This is a genomic window from Rhodoferax sp. (assembly GCF_011391645.1).
GTDB lineage: Bacteria > Pseudomonadota > Gammaproteobacteria > Burkholderiales > Burkholderiaceae_C > Rhodoferax.
The window spans coordinates 1-20,227 of record NZ_JAABQC010000044.1; the positions used below are offsets into that span (position 1 = coordinate 1).

Sequence of the window (20,227 nt, forward strand, 5' to 3'; positions counted from 1 at the left end):
GCTTGACGATGGTGGCCGGCTCGGTCAGGTCGAAGATGACGGCCGAGTAGAGCGTGTCGCGGTTCATGCGAATCACGCCCTGTTGGTCGATCGGCGTGGGCTGGCGAATGTGCAGGAATTTGCCAAAAGCGCCTTGCTTGGCGTAACGGGTGAGCGTCATGTCGGTTTCGGCACGGACGAAGTTGTCGACCGTCACCGGTTCCGGAATTTCCGTGGTTTTCTTGTGCTTATTCATGTCTTTCTCCTGTTGTTCAAGATTCGTCGTCTTGTTTGTGGGCAGGGGACCGCGCCTGACGGGTGCGGCCCCCGCTCACCGTTTGTGCCTATTGCCGCGCCATGGCAATGCGGATCACGTCGGCGGGGTCAAGCACGTGCTTGCCGTCGTCCTCGGCGATCGAGAGCAGCACGGCCTTGACCTTGCCGTTGAAGGCATTGTCACCCGACTTGTAGTCTGGCGAGACCGCCGAGCCGCCGTCCTTGCCCACGTCGCAGCCGTCGTCGGCCGAGAAGATGAACGCCAGCGTTGCACCAACCTCGCCTTCGCCGTCCTTCTGGCCGTTCACGTACAGCGTGACCTTGCCGCCCTTGCCCAGGCCGCCGCCGGCGTAGGCAAACTCCATGCGCACCTGGTGCTCGCCCGCCGGCAGCGGCGTGGCACCCTCGACCATGAAGTGCTTGAAGCCGCCCCAGTTGTAGCAGTACTTGAGCTTGCCGTCGTGGGCATACAGCGCCCAGCCGCCAATGTCGGCGCCCTGGGCGATGATGACACCCTTGGCACCGCCTTGCGGCACCACGATCTGGGCGGTGACCGAGTGCGACTTGTTCTTGACGTTGAGGACGCAGTTTTCCGACAGATGGCCCATGCCGCCGGCCAGCAGTTGGGTCTTGCCGTGGACCAGAATCGGGCGTCCGGCGGTGTCGGGGTTGATTTTTTCCATCATCCGGTCGTCGATGGGCAGCACCTTGTTGCGCACCGCCTCGATGATGAACAAGCGTTGCATTTCGCGCAGCTTGTCGGGCATCTCCTTGGACAAGTCCTTTGACTGGGTCCAGTCCGTGGTGGTGTCGTAGAGTTCCCACACGTCGTCGTCGAGTTCAGGTTTGGGGCCCATGATCCACGGCGTGTAGTGCTTGGTCACCGCGGTCCAGCCCTTGTGGTAGATGGCGCGGTTGCCCATGACCTCGAAGTACTGGGTGTCGTGGAATTCCGGCGCCTTGGCGTCGTTGAACGAGTCGAGCATGCTGACGCCGTCAAAGGGGTCCTGCGAGATTCCGTCGACCGCCACCGGCTGGGGCAAGCCTGCCGCCTCAAGAATGGTCGGCGCCACGTCGATCACATGCGTGAAATGGGTGCGCTGCTCACCCTTGGCCCGGATGCCCTTGGGCCAGTGCACGATGGTGCCGTTGCGGGTGCCGCCAAAGTGCGAGGCCACCTGCTTGGTCCACTGGTACGGGGTGTTCATCGCGTGCGCCCAACCCACCGCAAAATGGTTGTACGAGTCAGGACCGCCCAGCATGTCGATCCGCTCGGTGAGGTACTCGGCGGTCTCGAGCGACTGCAGGCCGTTGAAGTAGCTCATCTCGTTGAAGCAGCCGTTGACCGAGCCCTCGGCGGAGGCGCCGTTGTCGCCGATGATGTAGTAGATCAGCGTGTTGTCGGCGATGCCGAGTGTCTCCAGGTTGTCGATGAGCCGCCCGACATGGTAGTCGGTGAACTCCAGGAAGCCCGCATAGACCTCCATCTGGCGGCGCAGCACCGGCTTGAAGGCTTCGGGCATGTCGTCCCAGCCGGGCACGTCCTTGGGGCGCGGGGTGAGTTGGGCATCCGGCGGGATCACACCCAGCTTTTTCTGGCGGGCAAAGGTTTCCTCGCGCAGCGCGTCCCAGCCGGCGTCGAACTTGCCCTTGTACTTGTCGGCCCATTCCTTGGCCACGTGGTGCGGGGCGTGGGTGGCGCCGGGGGCGAAGTAGGCGAAGAAGGGTTTGTTGGGGGCGAGCGACTTTTGCTGCTGGATCCAGCCGATGGCTTTGTCGGTCATGTCTTCCATGAGGTGGTAGCCCTCTTCGGGTGACTTGGGCGCCTCGATCGGGGTGGTGCCCTCGTACAGCGACGGGTACCACTGGTGCGCCTCGCCGCCGATGAAGCCATAAAAATACTCAAAGCCGCCGCCGCCCGTGGGCCACTGGTCGAACGGGCCGGCCGGGCTGGACTGCCACACCGGCACCTCATGGCACTTGCCGAACTGCGCGGTGTTGTAGCCGTTGAGCTTGAGCGTCTTGGCCAGCGGTGAAATCGAATTGGGCAGCACCGACGAATAACCCGGCTGGCCGGTGGCAATCTCGGTGATGCCGGCCATGCCGGCGTTGTGGTGGTTGCGCCCAGACAGCAGGGCCGCGCGGGTGGCCGAGCAGATGGCCGTGGTGTGGAAACGGTTGTACTTGAGCCCGCCGGCCGCCAGCTTCTCGGCCGCCGGCGTGGCGACGGGGCCGCCAAAGGCGCTGGAGGCACCAAAACCGACATCGTCGATCAGCACAATGAGCACGTTGGGCGCACCCTCGGGCGGACGCAACTGTTCGATCGGCGTCTTGACCATGTCCGGGTCTTTGGCGTCGTACGGGATGAACCGCGCGGGCACCGTGTTGCGCATCGGCAGATGCGAACGGGGTTTGTTGTCTGGAGTGGTCATGAGATTTCCTTTCTTTTGAGTGAGATTTTGAAACTGCCTGAAAAATCAACAAATCATCTTAGTGCGGCCAATGAAACGCTTGGTTGACAAAAATCATGCCGGTGCCTGCACAGCCGCGTTTTGCTGCGGCATCTGCATGATCTCGTCGGCATAGCGCCCCTGGCTGATGAGCTTGGCCATGGTCTTCATCGACGGGTCGATGTGGGTGAAGAACGCCTTGTAGCCGGCACACAAATAATTGAGCCCGTCTTCGCCATCGGGCGTCTGGATGAATCGGTTGCGCGGACATTCGCCATAACAGGCAAACAGCACCGGGCATTCCTTGCAGTATTTGGGCAGGGTGTCGAACTTGTTCTGGCCAAAGCGGCGCTGTTTCTCCGAGGTAACCAGCGCCCCCAGCGGGGTTTGCCCGATGTTGCCCAGCAGGTGATCGGGCTCGACAAAGTGGTCGCAGGAGTAGACGTCGCCGTTGTGCTCCATCACCAGGGCGCTGCCGCAGGTGGGCGAGACCACGCACGCGTTGTGCTGCCCGAGCCAGCTGCCCAGCGCCACGTCGAAGGTGGTGACATAGACTGTGCCGACGTCATGCTGCACCCATTCGTCGAAGATGCCGTTGAGAAAGCTGCCAAACTGCTCAGCGGTGACCGAGCGATCTGTCACCAGGTGGCCTTCCTGCTTGTAGAGCGGCCGGTCAACGCCCCGGTGCCCGCCCCAGCCCTGGTTGGCAAAGGCAATGGTTTGCTCGGTGGCGCGCTCGACGATCGGAATCAGCTGGATGTACTGCGCCTTGAGCTCGTCGCGGAAAAATTTATAAACCTCAAGCGGATGGTCGGCATTGGCGGCGTTGATGGTGCACAGGATGTTGACGTCCACATCATGCTGGCGCAGGCAGTTCCAGCCGCGAATCACGTCGTCAAAGCTGCCCCGGCCCTGTTTGTCGATGCGGTAGGCGTCGTGCATGGCGCGCGGCCCGTCAACGCTCAGGCCCACCAGGTAATTGTTTTCCTTGAAGAACGCGGCCCATTCGTCATCAACCAGCGTGCCGTTGGTTTGCAGGGTGTGCAGAATGCTTTGGTGATGCGGCTTGCGGTACCGATTGGCCAGTTCGACCGAACGCTTGTAAAAGTCAAGCCCGCGCAGCATCGGCTCGCCGCCCTGCCAGGCCACCTGCACCTGCGGGCCGGGTGACGACGCCATCAGCTGGGCAATGTAGGCCTCAAGGGTGGCCTCGCTCATCAGCGGGCTCTCGCGCTCGCCGTAGAGATTTTCCTTGGACAGGAAAAAACAGTATTTGCAGCCCAGGTTGCAGGCGGCACCCGCCGGCTTGGCCAGCAAATGGTAATCAGGCATGGTGGCGGGCGAACTGCTGCTGCGTGGTCAGGCTGGGATGAGGCTTATTCGACCTTCACAACCACATATTGGCTACCCGATGCCTGGTAATACGTGGTGCCGCTTTGGTACAAAGTGACGCCTTCGATCACGACAATCGTGGCGGCAGGTGGTGGCGCGGGAACATAAATGCTGGTGGCGACAACACGCCGCGTGGTGCGGCGGGCCACACCCGCAACGCTCACGGGGGTCAATGGCCTGCCAACAATGGCCTGTGCCTCGTTGAAGAATGAGCCGCTTGCAGAAAGTCCGTCTGGTGCCAGGTCAATGACGGCCAGCGTCACACCAAACAGCATGATTCCAATGCTTGAATACTTCATCATTTGCTCCCTTTTTGGATGGTGATCTCACCGGTTTCATCAACCGCAAGACGCTCGAGTTTTTCTGCGCCCTTCGGGGCGACGAAGGTGAATCGGCTGGCATTCACTGCCGGTTTGAGATTCCAGTTGGAAAACTGCACGCTGTACTGCGGCGCACCGGCCAAGAATTTGGTCGTGATCACATACTTCATGGGCAGCGGCTCATCGCCAGCTTTCACCCACAACTGCCAATCGACTTTTGCGGTGCGAAAAGCCAGGTGGTGGCTTTCGATGCCGCCCACAATTTCAGTGCCGTAATAGCCGCTGCTGATGATGCCCGACGAAAGCCTGGCATACGGGTCAGAGGTCAGCAGGTCGCTGCCCGGCAAGTTGATGCCGATGCCAATTTCGAGCGCGTTTATCGCATCGTCTATGCCACCTGTGAGGGCCTGCTGCACGTAGGCGTTCACTTTTTTGCCGTATAGCGTCAAGTTCTTGCCGTCATAGGAGACCTCGGCATCGACAAACCCACCCTGTCGCGCCACATGCAAACGCGATGGTCGCTCCAAAACCGCGGTGGCTGAACTGTTGAATTGCAGTTTCTGGCTTTCTTGCGTGATGATCTCGTTGCTGATGTCAGCATTCACACTAAAAGCCTTGGTGCCTGCCATGAATTTGGACATGGCGCGCAAAATGGCATCGGCATCAGGATTGATCGCCTCGGCAGCCAGTGCTGTTCCACCGGCCAGACTGAGGGCCACTGCCAAGGGTATGGCCCGCAAGCCGCGCATTTTCAATATCTCATGTTTCATGTGACTATTCCTCGCTGTTAAAAAATGGTTGCCGGTACTTGAATGGGGTGGCCGCTGTGTTTAGCCCTTCAAGGGGTTTGCGCTGTTGTCAAAAGAGCTGCCCATGGTGCTCCCTATGAGTTTTTGATCAAAGTGGAAGCAGAGTTTAGCCATATTTTTACCAAATTTGTATACATTTTGCGACAACCCACACCGGCCCGAAAAAATCTGGCAGGGGATCGGCTAAAGCTGCGACGGCAAGGCGCAAGCCGGTGCCAAGGCCCGTCGTGACCCGCAGAAAATGCTGGCAGATTTGCACAAGATTCGGCCCGGCGCGCAGCTGCCATTTCAGTCGCTGGCTGGCAATGCGTTGGTCATGCCGGTTCAATTTGTGGTTTAATTTTTTGGGGTCGCGCGCTGGCCAGATTCATGTGTCACCACTCAATCTGACCCGCCTGGTCGAGTCGCCCGGGTCGCGTAGTTAGCATATTTGCGCTGGCGGCACCATTCAATCAAAGTGCTGGAGGCCACATGGCAATGCATGAATCATCTGATAGCGGGCACAGCCCTGACGCGCACCGCGATTTTTCTCTGGTGCGCGGAGGGCCGTTCTTTGATTTGCTCCACAGGCTCCGGCTGGTCGATGATGCGATGGAATGGGTGCCCCGACGCGTGGTGGTGCTGGTGCTGCTGACCTGGCTGCCTTTGCTGCTGCTGTCAACGTTTGAGGGCCATTTGTTTGGCAGCGGCACCAGCGCGGCTTTTTTGAACGACATCGACGTGCATGCGCGTTACCTGGTGGCCTTGCCCTTGTTTCTTGTCGCAGAAGTGATGGCCCACCGGCGGCTGCGTTTCCTGCCGCAGGAGTTTTTGGAACGTGACCTGATCCCCGGCAAGGCCAAGATTCAGTTTGATGCGGCGGTGGCCTCGGCGCGCCGGTTGAGCGAATCAAAGTTGGCTGAGGCGTTGCTGATTGGGCTGATCTACGGCGCTGGCATCATGATGGCCTGGCATCAATACATCTCGCTTGACAAACTCACCTGGTACGCGACACCGACAGCCGATGGCCCCAGGCTGACGCTGGCCGGAATGTGGTTCAGCTTTGTCAGCCTGCCGATGTTTCAGTTCCTGATGTTGCGCTGGCAATACCGCGTGCTGATCTGGGGCCGGTTCATCTGGCAGGTCTCGCGCATCAAGCTCAGCCTGATCCCGACGCACCCTGACTGCCTCGGCGGCCTCGGATTTTTGAGCAGCAAGATGCGCGCATTTGTGCCGCTGGTCGCGGCGTATGGTGCGCTGCTGGCGGGTCAAATTGCGCTGCGCATCTTCCACGCGGGTGCGCAGCTGACTGACTACAAGGTTGAAATTGCCTTGCTGGTTGGTTTCTTGCTGCTGGAATTGATTGTCCCGATGCTGTTCTTCACGCGGCAGCTCGAAGCGTTGCAGCGTTATGGTGGCCGCAAATACGGCACTTTGGCGCAACGTTGTGCGCGCGAATTTGATGCCAAGTGGCTGCGCGGCACGCCACCTGATGAGCCGCTGCTGGGCAGCGCCGACATTCAGTCTCTGGCTGACATGGGCAACAGCTTTGGCGTGGTGCGCGGGATAGGTTTTATACCCGTCACAAAAGAAGCGGTCTTGATGATCGTGGTGGCCACACTGCTGCCGATCGCGCCACTTGTGCTGACCATGATGCCGCTGAATGAACTGCTTAGAAAATTTGCGGGTATATTCTTTTAGCCAAGGAACCCCGCGCTGGCCGTGGTCAACGCCAATACCTGACTGGCCGTTTACTTGAGCGCCATATTGAGCTGAAACATCAGCGCTGAATTGCCCAGTGCGTCGAGTTGGACGGACCAGCCAGGCTGAAATTCATACGCCAGGGCCAGCACGATGCCGGGTGAAAAACCGTTGTAGTTGAAGGGCACTTTGTCTTCGTAGGGATCAACATAGCCGTACAGCAAGCCGGCCGTCCATTTGAACGACAAGGGTTTGACACCGAAAATGTTGTGGTAAACGCTCCCCCACGGGTAGATATAGACGCTGGGCTGGCCAAAGGAATTGCTGAACAAGACGACGCCGTCGAGCTTGCCATTGGCATGCTCACGCTCCAGACCGACCATGTACACATTTTCGTGTTCTTCGCTGGGCGAAAAATGGTAGGAATAGGGACTGATCTGAATTTCCAGCTTGGGCTTTTCGTTGACAGGCATCTCGCTGCCCGATTGGGCCAGGGCCAGTGTTGTCATCTGCGCCACAATCAGGCCCAGGGCGATGCTTGTCAATTTTTTCATGAAGATGTCAGTGGACTGGAATTTACACAAAGTGCACAGTGTAACGGTGGTTTTTTTGCGTTTGGGGCTGGTGTTGGCATTGCTGGCCACCAGCGGTTGCGCCTGGCTGAATAATTACCAACGCCAGCTCATTTACCGCCCGACAGCCGGTGTTCCTGCCGATTTTGCCGGCCTGCGCGCTGGCGACGAGCGCTATTGGGTCAGTGTGCCAGGCGCTGACGCGCCGCAACAGGTGGCGGTCTGGTGGCTGCCACACGCCTCGCCTGACGCCCCGACGCTGCTGTACCTGCACGGCACTTTCCGCAATTTGTTCAGCAACCTGCGCAAAATCGAAGCCCTGCGCTCGGCCGGCTTTTCGGTGCTGGCGGTGGACTACCGGGGCTGGGGTGAAAGCAGCGTGATCACGCCCTCCGAGCAAAGCATCTCGACCGATGCCCTGGTGGCCTGGACCGAGCTCAAAAAACGCCAGCCCAACGCCGGCAAGCGTGTCATTTACGGCCACTCGATGGGCAGCGGCGCGGCGCTGGAGCTGGCCAGTCGCCTGAAAAGCCCCGCCGACTATGGTGGACTGATTCTGGAATCGGCCTTTACCAGTTTCAGCGACATTGCCGCCTCAGCGGGTTGGTGGGCCAGCCTGGTGAGCCTGTTCAATACCGAGCGTTTTGATTCCATCAATAAAATTGCCGGAGTGCAGACGCCGATCTTGATGTTGCACGGCAGCCGGGACCACACCGTTCCGGTCAATCTGGGCGAACGCCTGTTTGCTGCGGCCAACCCACCCAAGCAATGGCTTGCCATCGAGAATGCCAGGCACAGCGACCTCGACCTGGCCGACCCCGCGCTCTACCAGGCCACCTTGAGCGGCTTTGCCGCCAGGTACCTGTCAGGCCAGTAGCGCCAGCAAACCTGCGGTGGAGGCGTCGAGCCCGGTCACATCGCCGCTGCCCAGCCGCGCCTCGACATCTTTGGCCAGCACCTTGCCCAACTCCACGCCCCACTGGTCAAAGCTGTTGATGCCCCAGACCGAGCCACTGACAAAGACACGGTGCTCTTGCAGGGCAATCAAGGCGCCCAGGCTGGCGGGGCTGAGCTCATCAAGCAGCAAAAAGGTGCTGGGCCGGTTGCCGGCAAAGTGCTTGTGGCCGCCAGCGTCTGCCTTGCCTTGCATGAGCGCCTGCGCCTGCGCCAGCGCGTTGGCCAGCAGCAACCTGTGGTGGCCGTTGAGATCATGTTTGGGCGTTTTGGCCGCCACAAACTCCACCGGCACCACGTCGGTACCCTGGTGCAGCATCTGGAAATAGGCATGCTGGCCGTTGGTGCCGGGCTCACCCCAGACCACCGGCGACGTGCCGTAGGGCAAGGCGGTGCCGGTCGCGTCGACCCGCTTGCCGTTGCTTTCCATCTCAAGCTGCTGCAGGTAGGCCGGGTAGCGTTTGAGCGCACTGTGGTAGGGGGCGACCGAGCGGCTGCCAAAATCATGGAAATTGCGGTACCACACGTCCAGCAGGCCAAGCCGCACCGGCAGGTTATGCGCCAGCGGAGCGGTGCGAAAGTGCTCGTCGATGGCATGGGCACCAGCCAAAAACTCTTTAAAACCTTGCGCGCCAATGGCAATTGCCAGCGGCAGACCGATGGCCGACCACACCGAATAGCGCCCGCCCACCCAGTCCCAAAAGCCGAACGTGGTGCTGATGCCAAAGGCGCTGGCCGCCGCCACGTTGGTGGTGAGCGCGGCAAAGTGCCGGGCAATGTCGGTGCCGCCATTGGCCTCAAACCAGGTCTTGGCCGACTGCGCGTTGGTCATGGTCTCGATGGTGGTGAAAGTTTTGCTGGCCACCAGAAACAGCGTGCTCCCAGGCCTGACTTTCCTGAGCACCGCGTTGAGCTCGTGCCCGTCCACATTCGAGACAAAGTGGAAGCGTTTGCCGGGTAGCACAAATTCGTCAAGCGCCAGCACCGCCATTTGCGGCCCGAGGTCGGAGCCGCCAATGCCGATGTTGACGATGTCGGTAATACCCGCATCGGCGCGCACAGCCTCGGCAAACGCCAGCATGGCGTTTAAGGTGGCGTGGACTTCGTTCAGTTTCTCGGCCATGTGCCGGTGCACGGATTGCGCCGGCATGGCCGGGTCCAGCGGAGGTGTTCTTAACAACCAGTGCATCACGGCGCGCTGTTCGGTGGTGTTGATGGCGTCACCGGCAAACATGGCATCGCGGTGTGATTCGACCCCGGTCTGGCGCGCCAACTCCAGCAACAATTGTTCGGTGGCAGCGTCGATCAGGTTTTTCGACAGGTCGGCAAACACATGGGGCGCGCTTTGGCTGAAGGCCTGGAAGCGCGTGGTGTCAGCGGCAAATGCGCTGCGCACATCAAAGTCACGGCCGCTGTCGGCGAATGTGGCTTGCAGAGAGGCCCAGGCGGGGGTGCGGTCACAACGAATTCGGTTCATCAATCACCTCATTGGTTAAATCATGTGCAAATGTTTTTGCGAGCCGGTCGTAGCCGCACACCCATCGCCCCGAGGGCGGGACTCCCACAAGACACCGGGCCCCACTGTAGGAGCAGCGCCCTCGCCGCGATGGCGTTTGTTTCATGGCATGCGAAGACAGAGTGATGTCAAGCCGCCAGCAACATCTGGTCGAGCTTGCCGGCATCGGCGCAAAACGCGCGAATGCCCTCGGCCAGCTTCTCGGTGCCCATGGCATCCTGATTGAGCGCAAAGCGAAAAGCCGCCTCGTCGTAGGTTACAAAAGGCAGATCCAGCGCCTGGGCCGCCTGGGCGTCGAGTGCCCGGGCCAGCGGCGCCCTGCTGTCAGCCAGTTGGGCCAGCAAGTCGGGGCTGATGGTCAGCAGGTCACAACCGGCCAGCGCGGTGATCTGGCCGATGTTGCGAAAACTCGCGCCCATGACTTCGGTGGCCACGCCGAACTTTTTGTAATAGTTGAAGATCTGCGTCACCGACTGCACCCCGGGGTCGTTGGCGCCAGCATGGTCGGCCTCGACCCAGGCCGCGCCGGCAGATTTTTTGTACCAGTCGTAGATGCGCCCGACAAACGGCGAGATCAGTTGCACTTTGGCCTGGCCGCAAGCCACCGCCTGACAGAACGAAAACAGCAGCGTCAGGTTGGTGTGAATGCCGCGCTGCTCCAGCCGGCTCGCCGCCTGAATGCCCTCCCAGGTGGCGGCCACCTTGATCAGCACGCGGTCAATGTGAATGCCTTGCGCCTGATACAGCTCAATCAGCCGCTCAGCCCGGCTGTAAGTGGCGCTGGCATCGAAGCTCAAACGGGCATCGACCTCGGTGGAAACGCGCCCCGGTATGAGCGACAAAATCTCGCAGCCAAAACGCACCAGCAACCGGTCGGTGATCTCGTCGAGCGGCCGACCGCGAAACTGCGCCACGGTTTCATCCAGCAGCGAGCGGTATTCGGGCTTTTGCACCGCTTTCAAAATCAGCGACGGGTTGGTGGTGGCGTCGGTGGGCTGAAAGGCTTCGATTTGCCGGAAGTCGCCGGTGTCGGCCACCACGGTGGTGAATTGTTTGAGGGCATCAAGTTGGTTCATGCTGACATTATCATCCGCCGCCCAGACCACAAATACAAACCTGTTACGACAGCTTGGTGTGCAACATTCACGACGGCCGGCACGCAGCGCGCCACCGTGAATGACCCTGTTCTCCGCGCGTCTAACTTTTAGTTAAATCAAACGTTTGATTTAACTACATAGAATCCTGGTCATGAAATCTGTCGCCAACCCAGACGCGCGCCTTGAGCACACGGACGCCACCCCTCAAAAACCCCTGCGCAGCGATGGCCAGCAAGCCCGTTTGCGCCTGCTTGACGCTGGCCTGGCCCTGTTTGCGGACAAAGGGTTTGCCCAAACCTCCACCCGCGAAATTGCCCAGACCGCCCAGGTCAACGTGGCCGCCATCAGCTACTACTTTGGTGACAAGGAAGGGCTGTACCGCGCGGTCTTCACCGACCCGCGTTACAACCCCAGGCTCGATGCACAGGCCCTGGTCAACGCGCCTGCCGACATCCGGACCACGGTGCGTGTTCTGCTGGCGGGTTTGACGGTATCGCTCAAGCAAAGTGACCTGACCAAACAATGCATGAAGCTTCACTTTCGGGAAATGCTGCAGCCCACGGGTGTGTGGCAAGATGAAATCGACCAAAACATCAAGCCCAACCACCAGGCGCTGGTGCACGCGTTGTGCCAGCACCTGCAACTGGCACAAGCTGACGACGATGTGCACCGGCTGGCGTTTTCGATTGCCGGCCTGGCTGTCATGCTGCACGTGGGCCACGACGTGATCACCGTCATTCGGCCCAAACTGATCGCCAGCCCTGCTGCGATTGACCTCTACGTGGAGCGCATGCTGGGCTACGCCATGGCCATGGTTGACGCTGAGGCAGAGCGCCGCGCCACCACCCGCCAGTTGCCCACATCACCCCACACCGCATCATGATGAAGTTGAACTCCCCCTGCGCACGCATCACAGGCCTGGCGCTGGCCCTGGGCCTGGCCGGTTGCGCCAACCTCATGCCACCGACCCAGGTTGACGCCTTGGTGGCACCGCAATGGCAGGCGCCGCTGCCGCACCAGGGCCAAGTGGGCGCCTTGTCGCAATGGTGGCAGCAACAAGGCGACCCGTTGCTGGTGGAACTTATCGAGGCCGCGCAGGCGGTGAGCCCTTCGGTGTCACAAGCCCTGTCACGGGTGGAGTCGGCGCGGGCCGCACGCACCACCGCCAATGCAGCCTTGTTGCCCACGCTGGATGCCTCTGCCAGCGCCACCAGGGGTGCCAGTCAACCGGATGCACCCTTGGCCACCCTCCAGACTATCAATTTGCTGGCCTCGTGGGAGTTGGACCTGGTGGGAGCCAACCGGGCCGTGAGCGAAGCCGCCGATGCCCAATTGCAGGCCAGCCAGGCCCAGTGGCACGATGCCCGCGTGTCGGTGGCGGCAGAGGTGGCGGCCACCTATTACGGCCTGTCAACCTGTTACCAACTGCTGGAGGTGGCGCGCCAGGACGCGGCGTCGCGCCAGCAGACGGCGCGCCTGACTGGCTTGAGCGCCCAGGCCGGTTTTGCCGCCCCCTCGGTGGCGGCTTTGGCACGCGCCAGCGCGGCAGATGGCAACAGCCGCGCGATAAGGCAAGCCACCTCTTGCGACCTCGACACCAAAGCCCTGGTGGCCCTGACCGGGTTGCCCGAGCCGGATTTAAGACAAAAACTGTCTCTGGCCCTTGCCGCGCCGGCGCAGGCAGCACCGGTTTCAGTGACCAGCGTGCCGGCCCAAACCCTGGCCCAACGCCCCGACGTGTTTGCCGCCGAGCGCGAGGTGGTGGTGGCGAGCGCCCTGGTGGGCAATGCCAAGGCGCAACGTTACCCACGGCTGACCCTGAACGGCTCGGTGGGCGCGCTGCGCAGCGGCATGGGCGGCAACCAGACCAGCCTGGAAACCTGGTCTTTCGGGCCGCTGACCCTGACTGTGCCGTTGTTTGACGGCGGCCAGCGCCAGGCCAATGTGGTGGCGGCCGAAGCCAGCTACACCCAGGCCATTGCGGCCTACCGCGGCAAGGTGCGCCAGGCCGTGCGCGAGGTGGAAGAAGCCCTGGTCAACCTGCAAAGCACCGACGCCCGCAAACAAGACGCCATCACGTCCACACAGGGCTACGCCGAGTCACTTCAGGCCACACAGGCCCGTTATGGGCAGGGTCTGGCCAGCCTGGTTGAACTGGAGGACGCGCGCCGCACGGCACTGGTCGCCCAATCGGCCCAACTGTTGCTGGCGCTGGAACGCAACCAGGCTTGGGTGGCGCTGTACCGCGCCCTCGGCGGGGGCTTTGACGCAGCCCAGCCCGGCGTCGCGTTGTAGACCAGCCGCCACACCCTACTCCCAATAACCAATAAGAACACCATGAACCGTACACCCTTCAAACCCCGCACGCTGGGCCTGATCGCCGCCGCTGTGCTCGCCCTGCTCGCTTTGGGCCTGTTTGTCAATCGCACCCCAACGCCTGACCCGGCCACACCCGCAGTGACTGGCACAGCCGGCACCGCCAAGCCCTCGCTGACCGTGGCCGTGATTGAAGCAAAAAGCGGCATGCTGCCCATCAAGCTGGCGGCCAACGGCAGCGTGGCGGCCTGGCAGGAGGCCAGCATTGGCGCCGAAACCAGTGGCCTGCGCGTGGCTGAATTACATGCCAGCGTGGGCGACCAGGTAAAGAAAGGCCAGCTGTTGGCCAGCTTTGCCGCCGAGAGTGTGCAGGCCGACGTGGCCCTGGCCCGCGCCGCCGTGGCTGAGGCCCAAGCCAACGCGCAAGAAGCCCTGGCCAATGGCGACCGCGCCCGTGCCATCCAGGGCACCGGTGCCATCAGCGCCCAGCAAATCAACCAGTACCTGACGCAGGAGCAAACCGCCCAGGCCCGCGTGGCCTCTGCCAAAGCCCAGCTCGACTCACAACTGCTGCGCCTCAAGCAGACCCGGTTGCTGGCGCCTGACAGCGGCATCATCTCCAGCCGCAGTGCCACCGTGGGCTCGGTGGTGGCGGCTGGCACCGAGATGTTCAGGCTCATTCGCCAGGGCCGCCTGGAGTGGCGCGGCGAGGTGACCTCGGCCGAACTGGGCCGCTTGAGCACGGGCACCGGGGTGGTCGTGACCGCGCCGGGCGGTGCCCAGGTCAAGGGCCGGGTGCGCACGCTGGCTCCCACGGTGGACGCGACCAGCCGCAACGGCCTGGTCTATGTGGATTTGATCAGCCCGCTGGCGGGCAACAAGCCAATGGCCAACGCCTTCAAGCCCGGCATGTACGCGCGCGGCGAGTTCGAGTTGGGCAGTTCTACCGCCTTGAGCGTGCCGCAAACGGCGGTGGTGGTGCGCGACGGCTTCAGTTATGTGTACCGCGTGGGCCCCGACAACCGCGTGACCCAGCTCAAGGTGCAAACCGGCCGGATTGTGGGCGAGCAGATCGAGATTCAAAGCGGCGTGAAACCCGAGGACAAGCTGGTGGCCAGCGGCGGCAGTTTCCTGAGCGACGGCGACCTGGTGCGGGTGGTGGACGCGGCACTGGCCCCATCAGCACCTGCGCAAGCAGCTTCCAAGTAAGGAGCGCTGGCGATGAACGTTTCTGCCTGGTCGATCAAAAACCCCATCCCTGCGGTCATGCTCTTTGTGATGCTGACCTTTGCCGGCATGCTGGCCTTCAAGTCCATGAAAGTGCAGCAGTTTCCTGACCTGGAACTGCCCACCGTCACCGTGTCGGCCTCGCTGCCCGGCGCGGCACCGGCGCAACTGGAGACCGAAGTGGCGCGCAAGCTTGAAAACGCCATTGCGCCGTTGCAAGGCCTGAAAAACATCTACACCAAGGTGCAGGACGGCGGCGTGACCGTGACCGCCGAGTTCCGCCTGGAAAAACCCACGCAGGAAGCGGTGGACGATGTGCGCAGCGCGGTGCAAGGCGTGCGCAGTGACCTGCCCAGCGACGTGCGCGACCCGGTGGTGAGCAAGGTCAACCTGTCAGGCGCACCGATTCTGGCCATCACCATCCGCTCACCCAAAATGGACGACGAGGCGCTGAGCTGGTTTGTGGACAACACCGTGGCGCGCCGCCTGCTGGGCGTCAAGGGCGTCGGCTCAGTGGTGCGTGTGGGGGGCGTCAACCGCCAGGTTGAGGTGGCGCTGGACCCTTTGAGACTCCAGTCGCTGGGCGCGACCGCAGCCGATGTGTCGCGCCAATTGCGCCAGGTTCAACTGGATGCCGCCGGCGGCCGCGCCGACCTGGGTGGCAGCGAGCAACCCATGCGCACGCTGGCCACGGTCAAGACCGTGGAGGAGCTGGCACAGATTGAATTCACCCTGGCCAGCGGCCAGCGCGTCCGGCTCGACCAAGTGGCCAGCGTGCGCGACACCGTGGCCGAGCCGCGCGCGCTGGCCCTGCTCAACGGCGTGCCAGTGGTCGGCTTTGAGATCACCCGCAGCAAAGGCGCCAGCGAGGTCGAGGTAGGGGCCGCGGTGCAACTGGCGCTGAACGAGCTCAAAGCGCAGCACCCTGACATTGAACTCACCCAGGCCTTTGACTTTGTGCAGCCGGTGGCCGAGGAGTTTGAGGCGTCGATGGTCATGCTGATCGAAGGCGCGATTCTGGCAGTGATTGTGGTGTGGCTGTTCTTGCGCAATGTGCGCGCCACCTTTGTCTCGGCGGTGGCCTTGCCGCTGTCGGTCATTCCGGCCTTCATTGGCATGGCCTACCTGGGGTTTTCCATCAACACCGTGACGCTCCTGGCGCTCTCGCTGGTGATCGGGGTGCTGGTGGACGACGCGATTGTGGAGGTGGAAAACATCGAGCGCCACCTGAACATGGGCAAGACGCCGTACCAGGCCGCCATGGAAGCCACCAACGAAATTGGCCTGGCGGTGGTGGCCACCACCTTCACGCTGATTGCGGTGTTTTTGCCAACGGCCTTCATGGCGGGCATTCCGGGCAAATTCTTCAAGCAATTTGGCTGGACCGCCGCGCTTGCCGTGTTTGCGTCCTTGGTGGTGGCGCGGGTGCTGACGCCCATGATGGCCGCCTACATCATGAAGCGCAGCCCGCGCCCGCACAAAGACCCGTTCTGGATGCCCGCCTACCTGCGCGCCAGCCGCTGGGCGCTGAACCATCGCTGGATCACGCTGGGGCTGGCGGGCGCGTTCTTCATCGGCTCGATTGCACTCATTCCGTTGCTGCCCAAGGGCTTCATCCCGCCTGACGACAACTCGCAAACCCAGGTTTACCTGGAGCTGCCGCCCGGTGCCACGCTGAGCCAGACCCGTGCGGCAGCCGAAGCCGCGCGCCAGTTGCTGACCCAGGTGGCGCATGTCAAAAGTGTTTACACCACCATTGGCGGCGGCGCGGCGGGCTCTGACCCGTTTGCGCCGTCCGGCACCACCGAGGTGCGCAAGGCCACCCTGACCGTGCTGCTCACCGAGCGCGGCCAGCGGCCCCGCAAACAAGGCATCGAGACCGCGATTCGCGTCGCCATGGCCGAGTTGCCGGGCGTGCGCAGCAAGGTCGGCCTGGGCGGCTCCGGCGAGAAGTACCAGCTGGTGCTCACCGGCGAAGACCCGCAGGCGCTGGCCACCGCCGCCGCAGCGGTAGAGAAAGACCTGCGCACCATCCCCGGCCTGGGCAGTATCACGTCAAGTGCCAGCCTGATCCGCTCAGAGATTGCCGTGCGCCCCGACTTTGCCCGCGCCGCAGACCTGGGCGTGACCAGCAGCGCCATTGGCGAAACCCTGCGCATTGCCACCGTGGGGGATTACGACACCGCGCTGGCCAAGCTCAACCTGAGCCAGCGCCAGGTGCCGATCGTGGTCAAACTCGACAGCAACGCCCGGCAAGACCTTGACCTGCTGGGCCGGCTGGCCGTGCCTGGTGTCAAAGGCCCGGTGATGCTGAGCCAGGTAGCCACGCTGGAAGTGACCGGCGGCCCGGCCGTGATCGACCGCCTGAACCGCTCCCGCAACATCAACTTCGAGGTCGAGCTGCAAGGCGCACCGCTGGGCGACGTGACGGCCGCCGTGGCCAAACTGCCCAGCCTGCAAAATCTGCCCGCCGGTGTCAAGCAGCTCACGCTGGGTGACGCCGAAATCATGGACGAGCTGTTTGCCAGCTTTGGCCTGGCCATGTTGACCGGGGTGTTGTGCATCTATATCGTGCTGGTGCTGCTGTTCAAGGACTTTTTGCACCCTTTCACGATTCTGGCGGCGCTGCCGCTGTCACTGGGCGGCGCGTTTGTCATGCTGCTGCTGACGGGCAAGAGTTTCTCGATGCCGTCGCTGATTGGCTTGATCATGCTGATGGGCATTGCCACCAAGAACTCGATTTTGCTGGTGGAATACGCCATCGTGGCACGGCGCGGGCACGATGGCAGCGACGGGCTGCCGGTGGTGGCGGGCATGAGCCGTTTTGACGCGCTGCTGGATGCCTGCCACAAACGCGCGCGCCCGATTGTCATGACCACCCTGGCCATGGGCGCGGGCATGGTGCCGCTGGCGGTGGGCTGGGGCGCCGCCGACAGCAGCTTCAGAAGCCCGATGGCGGTGGCGGTGATTGGCGGCTTGATCACTTCAACCGTGCTGAGCCTGCTGGTGATTCCGTCAGTGTTTACCGTGATGGACGATTTTGAACACTTTCTGGGTCGGGTCAAGCGCTGGGTGTGGCGTGAAAAAGCCGGGAATGACGGCCAGGCGAAGCAAGCCGTGAGTGGTTCTGGCGGTCTGTAAAAATCAGCTTTGCGGATTACACCGCGGCCACCACCGACACCCCGTGGTCGGCCAGCGTCAGGCCCACTTCATTGCCGATGGTCAGCACATCCGTCAGGTCAGGCGAAACCACAAAAATCGGGCCAAGAGCGGTCTCGAAGGTGTACTCAAAAAAGCTGCCCAGATAAGCCAGCTTGAGCAGTTTGGCGGCCAGCCCGCTGCCAGTCTGCCGTGGTCGACTGAAGTCGCCCCCACAGACGACAGCAGATTACCGCGGCAGGGAGTTCACTTCTTTTTCCCACTTGGCGATCAGGCGCTTGCGCTCAGCCGATGCGCCGTACTTGGCGTAGTCGTAGTTGATGAACTTGATCTTCTTGAAGTCGGGCACGTTTTTGTCGACCTTGGCGGCCTTGTTGGACGGCACCTGGAACTGCTTGGCCGCAGCCGCCATTTCTTGGGCCGCGGGGGTCAATGCCCACTCATAAAACTTCTTGGCCGCCTCAAGATTGCGCGCGCCCTTGATGATGCTCATGGAGCCGATTTCGGCGCCAGTGCCGTCGGTCGGCGTGATGGCATCCACCGGGAAACCGTTGAGCCTTTCACCCGGCGCATCGTGCACAAAGCTGATCGACACCGTGGTTTCGCCACGTGCCGCCGCCTTGATCGGGCCGGTGCCGCTGCGGGTGTACTGGCTGATGTTCTTGTGCAGCTTTTTCATGTACTCGAAAGCCTGGTCCTCACCCATCATCTGCACCAGCGTGGCCACCATGGTGTAGGCGGTGCCGCTGGAAACCGGGTTGGCCACCTGGATTTCACCCTTGAGGGCCGGGTTCAACAGGTCGTTCCAGGTTTTGGGAATCGGGATTTTTTTCTTGGCGAGCAGTTCGGTGTTGTAGCCAAAGCCCAGAGGGCCGGAATAAATGCCCACCGTGCGGTATTTTGACTGCTCGGCCTGCTGCTGCGCCCAGGTTTGCAACTGCGGCAGCGTGGCGGACTTGTATTCGAGCGACAGGCCCTGCTCAGCCGCCTGCAAATGCGGATCGCCTGTGCCGCCAAACCAGATGTCGGTCTTGGGGTTGTCCTTTTCAGCAATCACCTGCGCCAGCGCCTCGCCAGAACCTTTCATCGAGATGTTGATTTTGGTGCCGGTGGTTTTGGCATAGACCGTGCCGATCATGTTGCACCACTCGGCCTGCACCGAACAAATCACATTGACGGTTTGCGCCTGCGCCAAACCAGCCGTCAAACCCAACAAGGACACCAGCAACAACTTCTTCGTGAAAACCCCTGTGATGCCCCGGCCAGCCAAGTCAGGGCGATTGATAGAACAGGCGTCAGCTTACCCCTCTTTGACCCCCTCAATAGCTGGGGAAAACGCCATATCGATGCAAATTCATCGGATGAATCAGGTCCAACAGGTGGCTTCAATCTGCAGTCGTGGTCATTCCACCTTGAAATTGAACACCTGGGTGGCAATCACCTCGTCGCCATCGGTCACACAGGTGTACTGCATGATGGCCGCCTTCACCGCCGCGTGAAAGACACTCGGACCCGACAGGATGGTGACCTCCATAATCTTGCCCTCCCTGACAAGGATCTGCGCCTTGACCACGCCTTCAATGCCATCCCTCAAGGCCCGGCGCGGCATCTCGGGGGCCACCTGCCTGGGGCAAACCAGGCCAATGCTGGCGCGCCTGGGGCCCATGGCCACAGGCAGCGGCGCGGGGGGTGGCGGCGACATGGCAACCGGCTCTGGCGGCGTTGCCGCTGAAGCGATCACCGGCGCGCTGCTGATGACTTGCGGTGTCACATCGGGTGGCGGCACGTAGGGCAGTGGCGGCGCCTGCACCCTGGGAGCTGCGGGTAGCTTCTCCACCTTTTTGGGTGGCGGGGGTGGGGGTGGAATGATGACTTCCTGGATCACCACGGCTTCAAGCGGCTTCTTGATGAAGTTCAGACCCTGGCGCGCCATGCCCGAGACCAGCGCGTAACCGATGAGGGCGTGCAGCGCAATCACAATGACCAAGCCGGTGACGCGCCGCGAAGGGTCGCGCGGCGCAAAGCGATCGTCCGGATCAAGGCTCCTCATTGGGCAAACTGCTCGGCACCGATGACCGCAATCTTGTTCAGGCCCAGGCGCTTGCTGCTGGAGAGCACGTTGGCAAAGACGGCATATTGGGCGTCCTTGTTGGGCCGGATGTGAACCTCCGGCTGGGGCGCCAGGGGCGCAATGGCTTTCATCTTTTCATCAAGCTCCAGCGCACTCACCGGCAAACCCTGCCAGTAAACCACGCTTTTCGCGTCGATATCAATCTGTACCTTGTCGGGCTTGGCAAGGCTGGCGGGCGGCGCACCGACCGGCATTTCCAGGTTGACGGAGTGCAACTGGATCGGGATGGTGATGATCAGCATGACCAGCAAGACCAGCATCACGTCAATCAGCGGCGTGGTGTTGATCTCCATCATGACCTCGGGTTCAGCCGAATTGCCGGTGTTGGTTGCGCGCAGTGCCATGGGTT

Annotated in this window: 18 protein-coding genes; 6 read left to right on the forward strand and 12 right to left on the reverse strand. The window is 61.9% G+C overall.

Features of this window, described 5'->3' with window-relative positions:
• The 5 genes from GPS82_RS07405 to GPS82_RS07425 all read right to left on the reverse strand — a co-directional run.
• Positions 1-235, reverse strand: a 235-nt coding sequence (locus GPS82_RS07405; protein ID WP_296492813.1) for a DUF1254 domain-containing protein, incomplete at its 3' end; no start/stop codon positions are given.
• A gap of 88 nt (positions 236-323) precedes the next feature.
• Positions 324-2,687, reverse strand: a complete 2,364-nt coding sequence (locus GPS82_RS07410) for an arylsulfatase (RefSeq protein WP_296492815.1) — start codon at positions 2,685-2,687, stop codon at positions 324-326.
• 93 nt (positions 2,688-2,780) lie between these two features.
• Positions 2,781-4,037 (reverse strand): anaerobic sulfatase maturase, encoded by a 1,257-nt coding sequence (locus GPS82_RS07415; protein WP_296492818.1) that lies wholly within the window; start codon positions 4,035-4,037, stop codon positions 2,781-2,783.
• 44 nt (positions 4,038-4,081) lie between these two features.
• A complete protein-coding gene (locus tag GPS82_RS07420; protein ID WP_296492821.1) occupies positions 4,082-4,396 on the reverse strand; it encodes a hypothetical protein in 315 nt (104 codons plus the stop codon).
• On the reverse strand, positions 4,396-5,187 hold the full coding sequence (locus GPS82_RS07425; RefSeq protein WP_296492824.1) for a DUF2092 domain-containing protein: 792 nt from the start codon (positions 5,185-5,187) through the stop codon (positions 4,396-4,398). The genes GPS82_RS07420 and GPS82_RS07425 overlap by 1 nt, the downstream gene beginning before the upstream one ends.
• A gap of 510 nt (positions 5,188-5,697) precedes the next feature.
• Here GPS82_RS07425 and GPS82_RS07430 point away from each other — a divergent pair.
• A complete protein-coding gene (locus GPS82_RS07430) occupies positions 5,698-6,906 on the forward strand; it encodes a hypothetical protein (protein ID WP_296492826.1) in 1,209 nt (402 codons plus the stop codon).
• A 50-nt stretch (positions 6,907-6,956) separates the two neighbouring features.
• On the opposite strand, the gene GPS82_RS07435 is transcribed toward GPS82_RS07430, so the two are convergent.
• Positions 6,957-7,460: a hypothetical protein gene (locus GPS82_RS07435; RefSeq protein WP_296492828.1), complete on the reverse strand. Its 504-nt coding sequence runs from the start codon at positions 7,458-7,460 to the stop codon at positions 6,957-6,959.
• Here GPS82_RS07435 and GPS82_RS07440 point away from each other — a divergent pair.
• Positions 7,459-8,355, forward strand: a complete 897-nt coding sequence (locus tag GPS82_RS07440) for an alpha/beta hydrolase (protein ID WP_296492831.1) — start codon at positions 7,459-7,461, stop codon at positions 8,353-8,355. The two genes, GPS82_RS07435 and GPS82_RS07440, sit on opposite strands and share 2 nt — an antisense overlap.
• On the opposite strand, the gene pgi is transcribed toward GPS82_RS07440, so the two are convergent.
• Together pgi and tal are read right to left on the reverse strand one after the other, a co-directional pair.
• Positions 8,344-9,909 (reverse strand): glucose-6-phosphate isomerase, encoded by a 1,566-nt coding sequence (pgi, locus tag GPS82_RS07445; RefSeq protein WP_296492834.1) that lies wholly within the window; start codon positions 9,907-9,909, stop codon positions 8,344-8,346. The genes GPS82_RS07440 and pgi overlap by 12 nt on opposite strands.
• 167 nt (positions 9,910-10,076) lie before the next feature.
• The gene (gene tal, locus GPS82_RS07450; RefSeq protein WP_296492836.1) at positions 10,077-11,024 is read right to left on the reverse strand and encodes a transaldolase; all 948 of its coding nucleotides are present in this window, start codon (positions 11,022-11,024) and stop codon (positions 10,077-10,079) included.
• 172 nt (positions 11,025-11,196) lie between these two features.
• On the opposite strand from tal, the gene GPS82_RS07455 reads away from it, so the two are divergent.
• From GPS82_RS07455 to GPS82_RS07470, 4 genes are read left to right on the forward strand one after another with little or no spacing between them, the layout of a single operon-like run.
• Positions 11,197-11,928, forward strand: coding sequence for a CerR family C-terminal domain-containing protein (locus GPS82_RS07455; protein WP_296492839.1), 732 nt, complete (start codon positions 11,197-11,199; stop codon positions 11,926-11,928).
• Positions 11,928-13,340, forward strand: a complete 1,413-nt coding sequence (locus GPS82_RS07460) for an efflux transporter outer membrane subunit (RefSeq protein WP_296492842.1) — start codon at positions 11,928-11,930, stop codon at positions 13,338-13,340. The genes GPS82_RS07455 and GPS82_RS07460 overlap by 1 nt, the downstream gene beginning before the upstream one ends.
• A gap of 42 nt (positions 13,341-13,382) precedes the next feature.
• Positions 13,383-14,570 carry an efflux RND transporter periplasmic adaptor subunit gene (locus tag GPS82_RS07465; protein ID WP_296492845.1) on the forward strand — a complete coding sequence of 396 codons (1,188 nt, stop codon included), beginning with the start codon at positions 13,383-13,385 and terminating at the stop codon, positions 14,568-14,570.
• Positions 14,571-14,582: 12 nt separating this feature from the next.
• A complete protein-coding gene (locus tag GPS82_RS07470) occupies positions 14,583-17,729 on the forward strand; it encodes an efflux RND transporter permease subunit (protein WP_296492847.1) in 3,147 nt (1,048 codons plus the stop codon).
• 16 nt (positions 17,730-17,745) lie between these two features.
• On the opposite strand, the gene GPS82_RS07475 is transcribed toward GPS82_RS07470, so the two are convergent.
• The 4 genes from GPS82_RS07475 to GPS82_RS07490 form a co-directional block, all read right to left on the reverse strand.
• Positions 17,746-17,922 carry a TOBE domain-containing protein gene (locus GPS82_RS07475; protein WP_363717321.1) on the reverse strand — a complete coding sequence of 59 codons (177 nt, stop codon included), beginning with the start codon at positions 17,920-17,922 and terminating at the stop codon, positions 17,746-17,748.
• A 54-nt stretch (positions 17,923-17,976) separates the two neighbouring features.
• Positions 17,977-18,969 (reverse strand): ABC transporter substrate-binding protein, encoded by a 993-nt coding sequence (locus GPS82_RS07480; protein ID WP_296492848.1) that lies wholly within the window; start codon positions 18,967-18,969, stop codon positions 17,977-17,979.
• A 180-nt stretch (positions 18,970-19,149) separates the two neighbouring features.
• The gene (locus GPS82_RS07485) at positions 19,150-19,797 is read right to left on the reverse strand and encodes an energy transducer TonB (RefSeq protein WP_296492850.1); all 648 of its coding nucleotides are present in this window, start codon (positions 19,795-19,797) and stop codon (positions 19,150-19,152) included.
• On the reverse strand, positions 19,794-20,222 hold the full coding sequence (locus GPS82_RS07490; RefSeq protein WP_296492853.1) for a biopolymer transporter ExbD: 429 nt from the start codon (positions 20,220-20,222) through the stop codon (positions 19,794-19,796). The genes GPS82_RS07485 and GPS82_RS07490 overlap by 4 nt, the downstream gene beginning before the upstream one ends.
• Between the last annotated feature and the right edge of the window lie 5 nt (positions 20,223-20,227).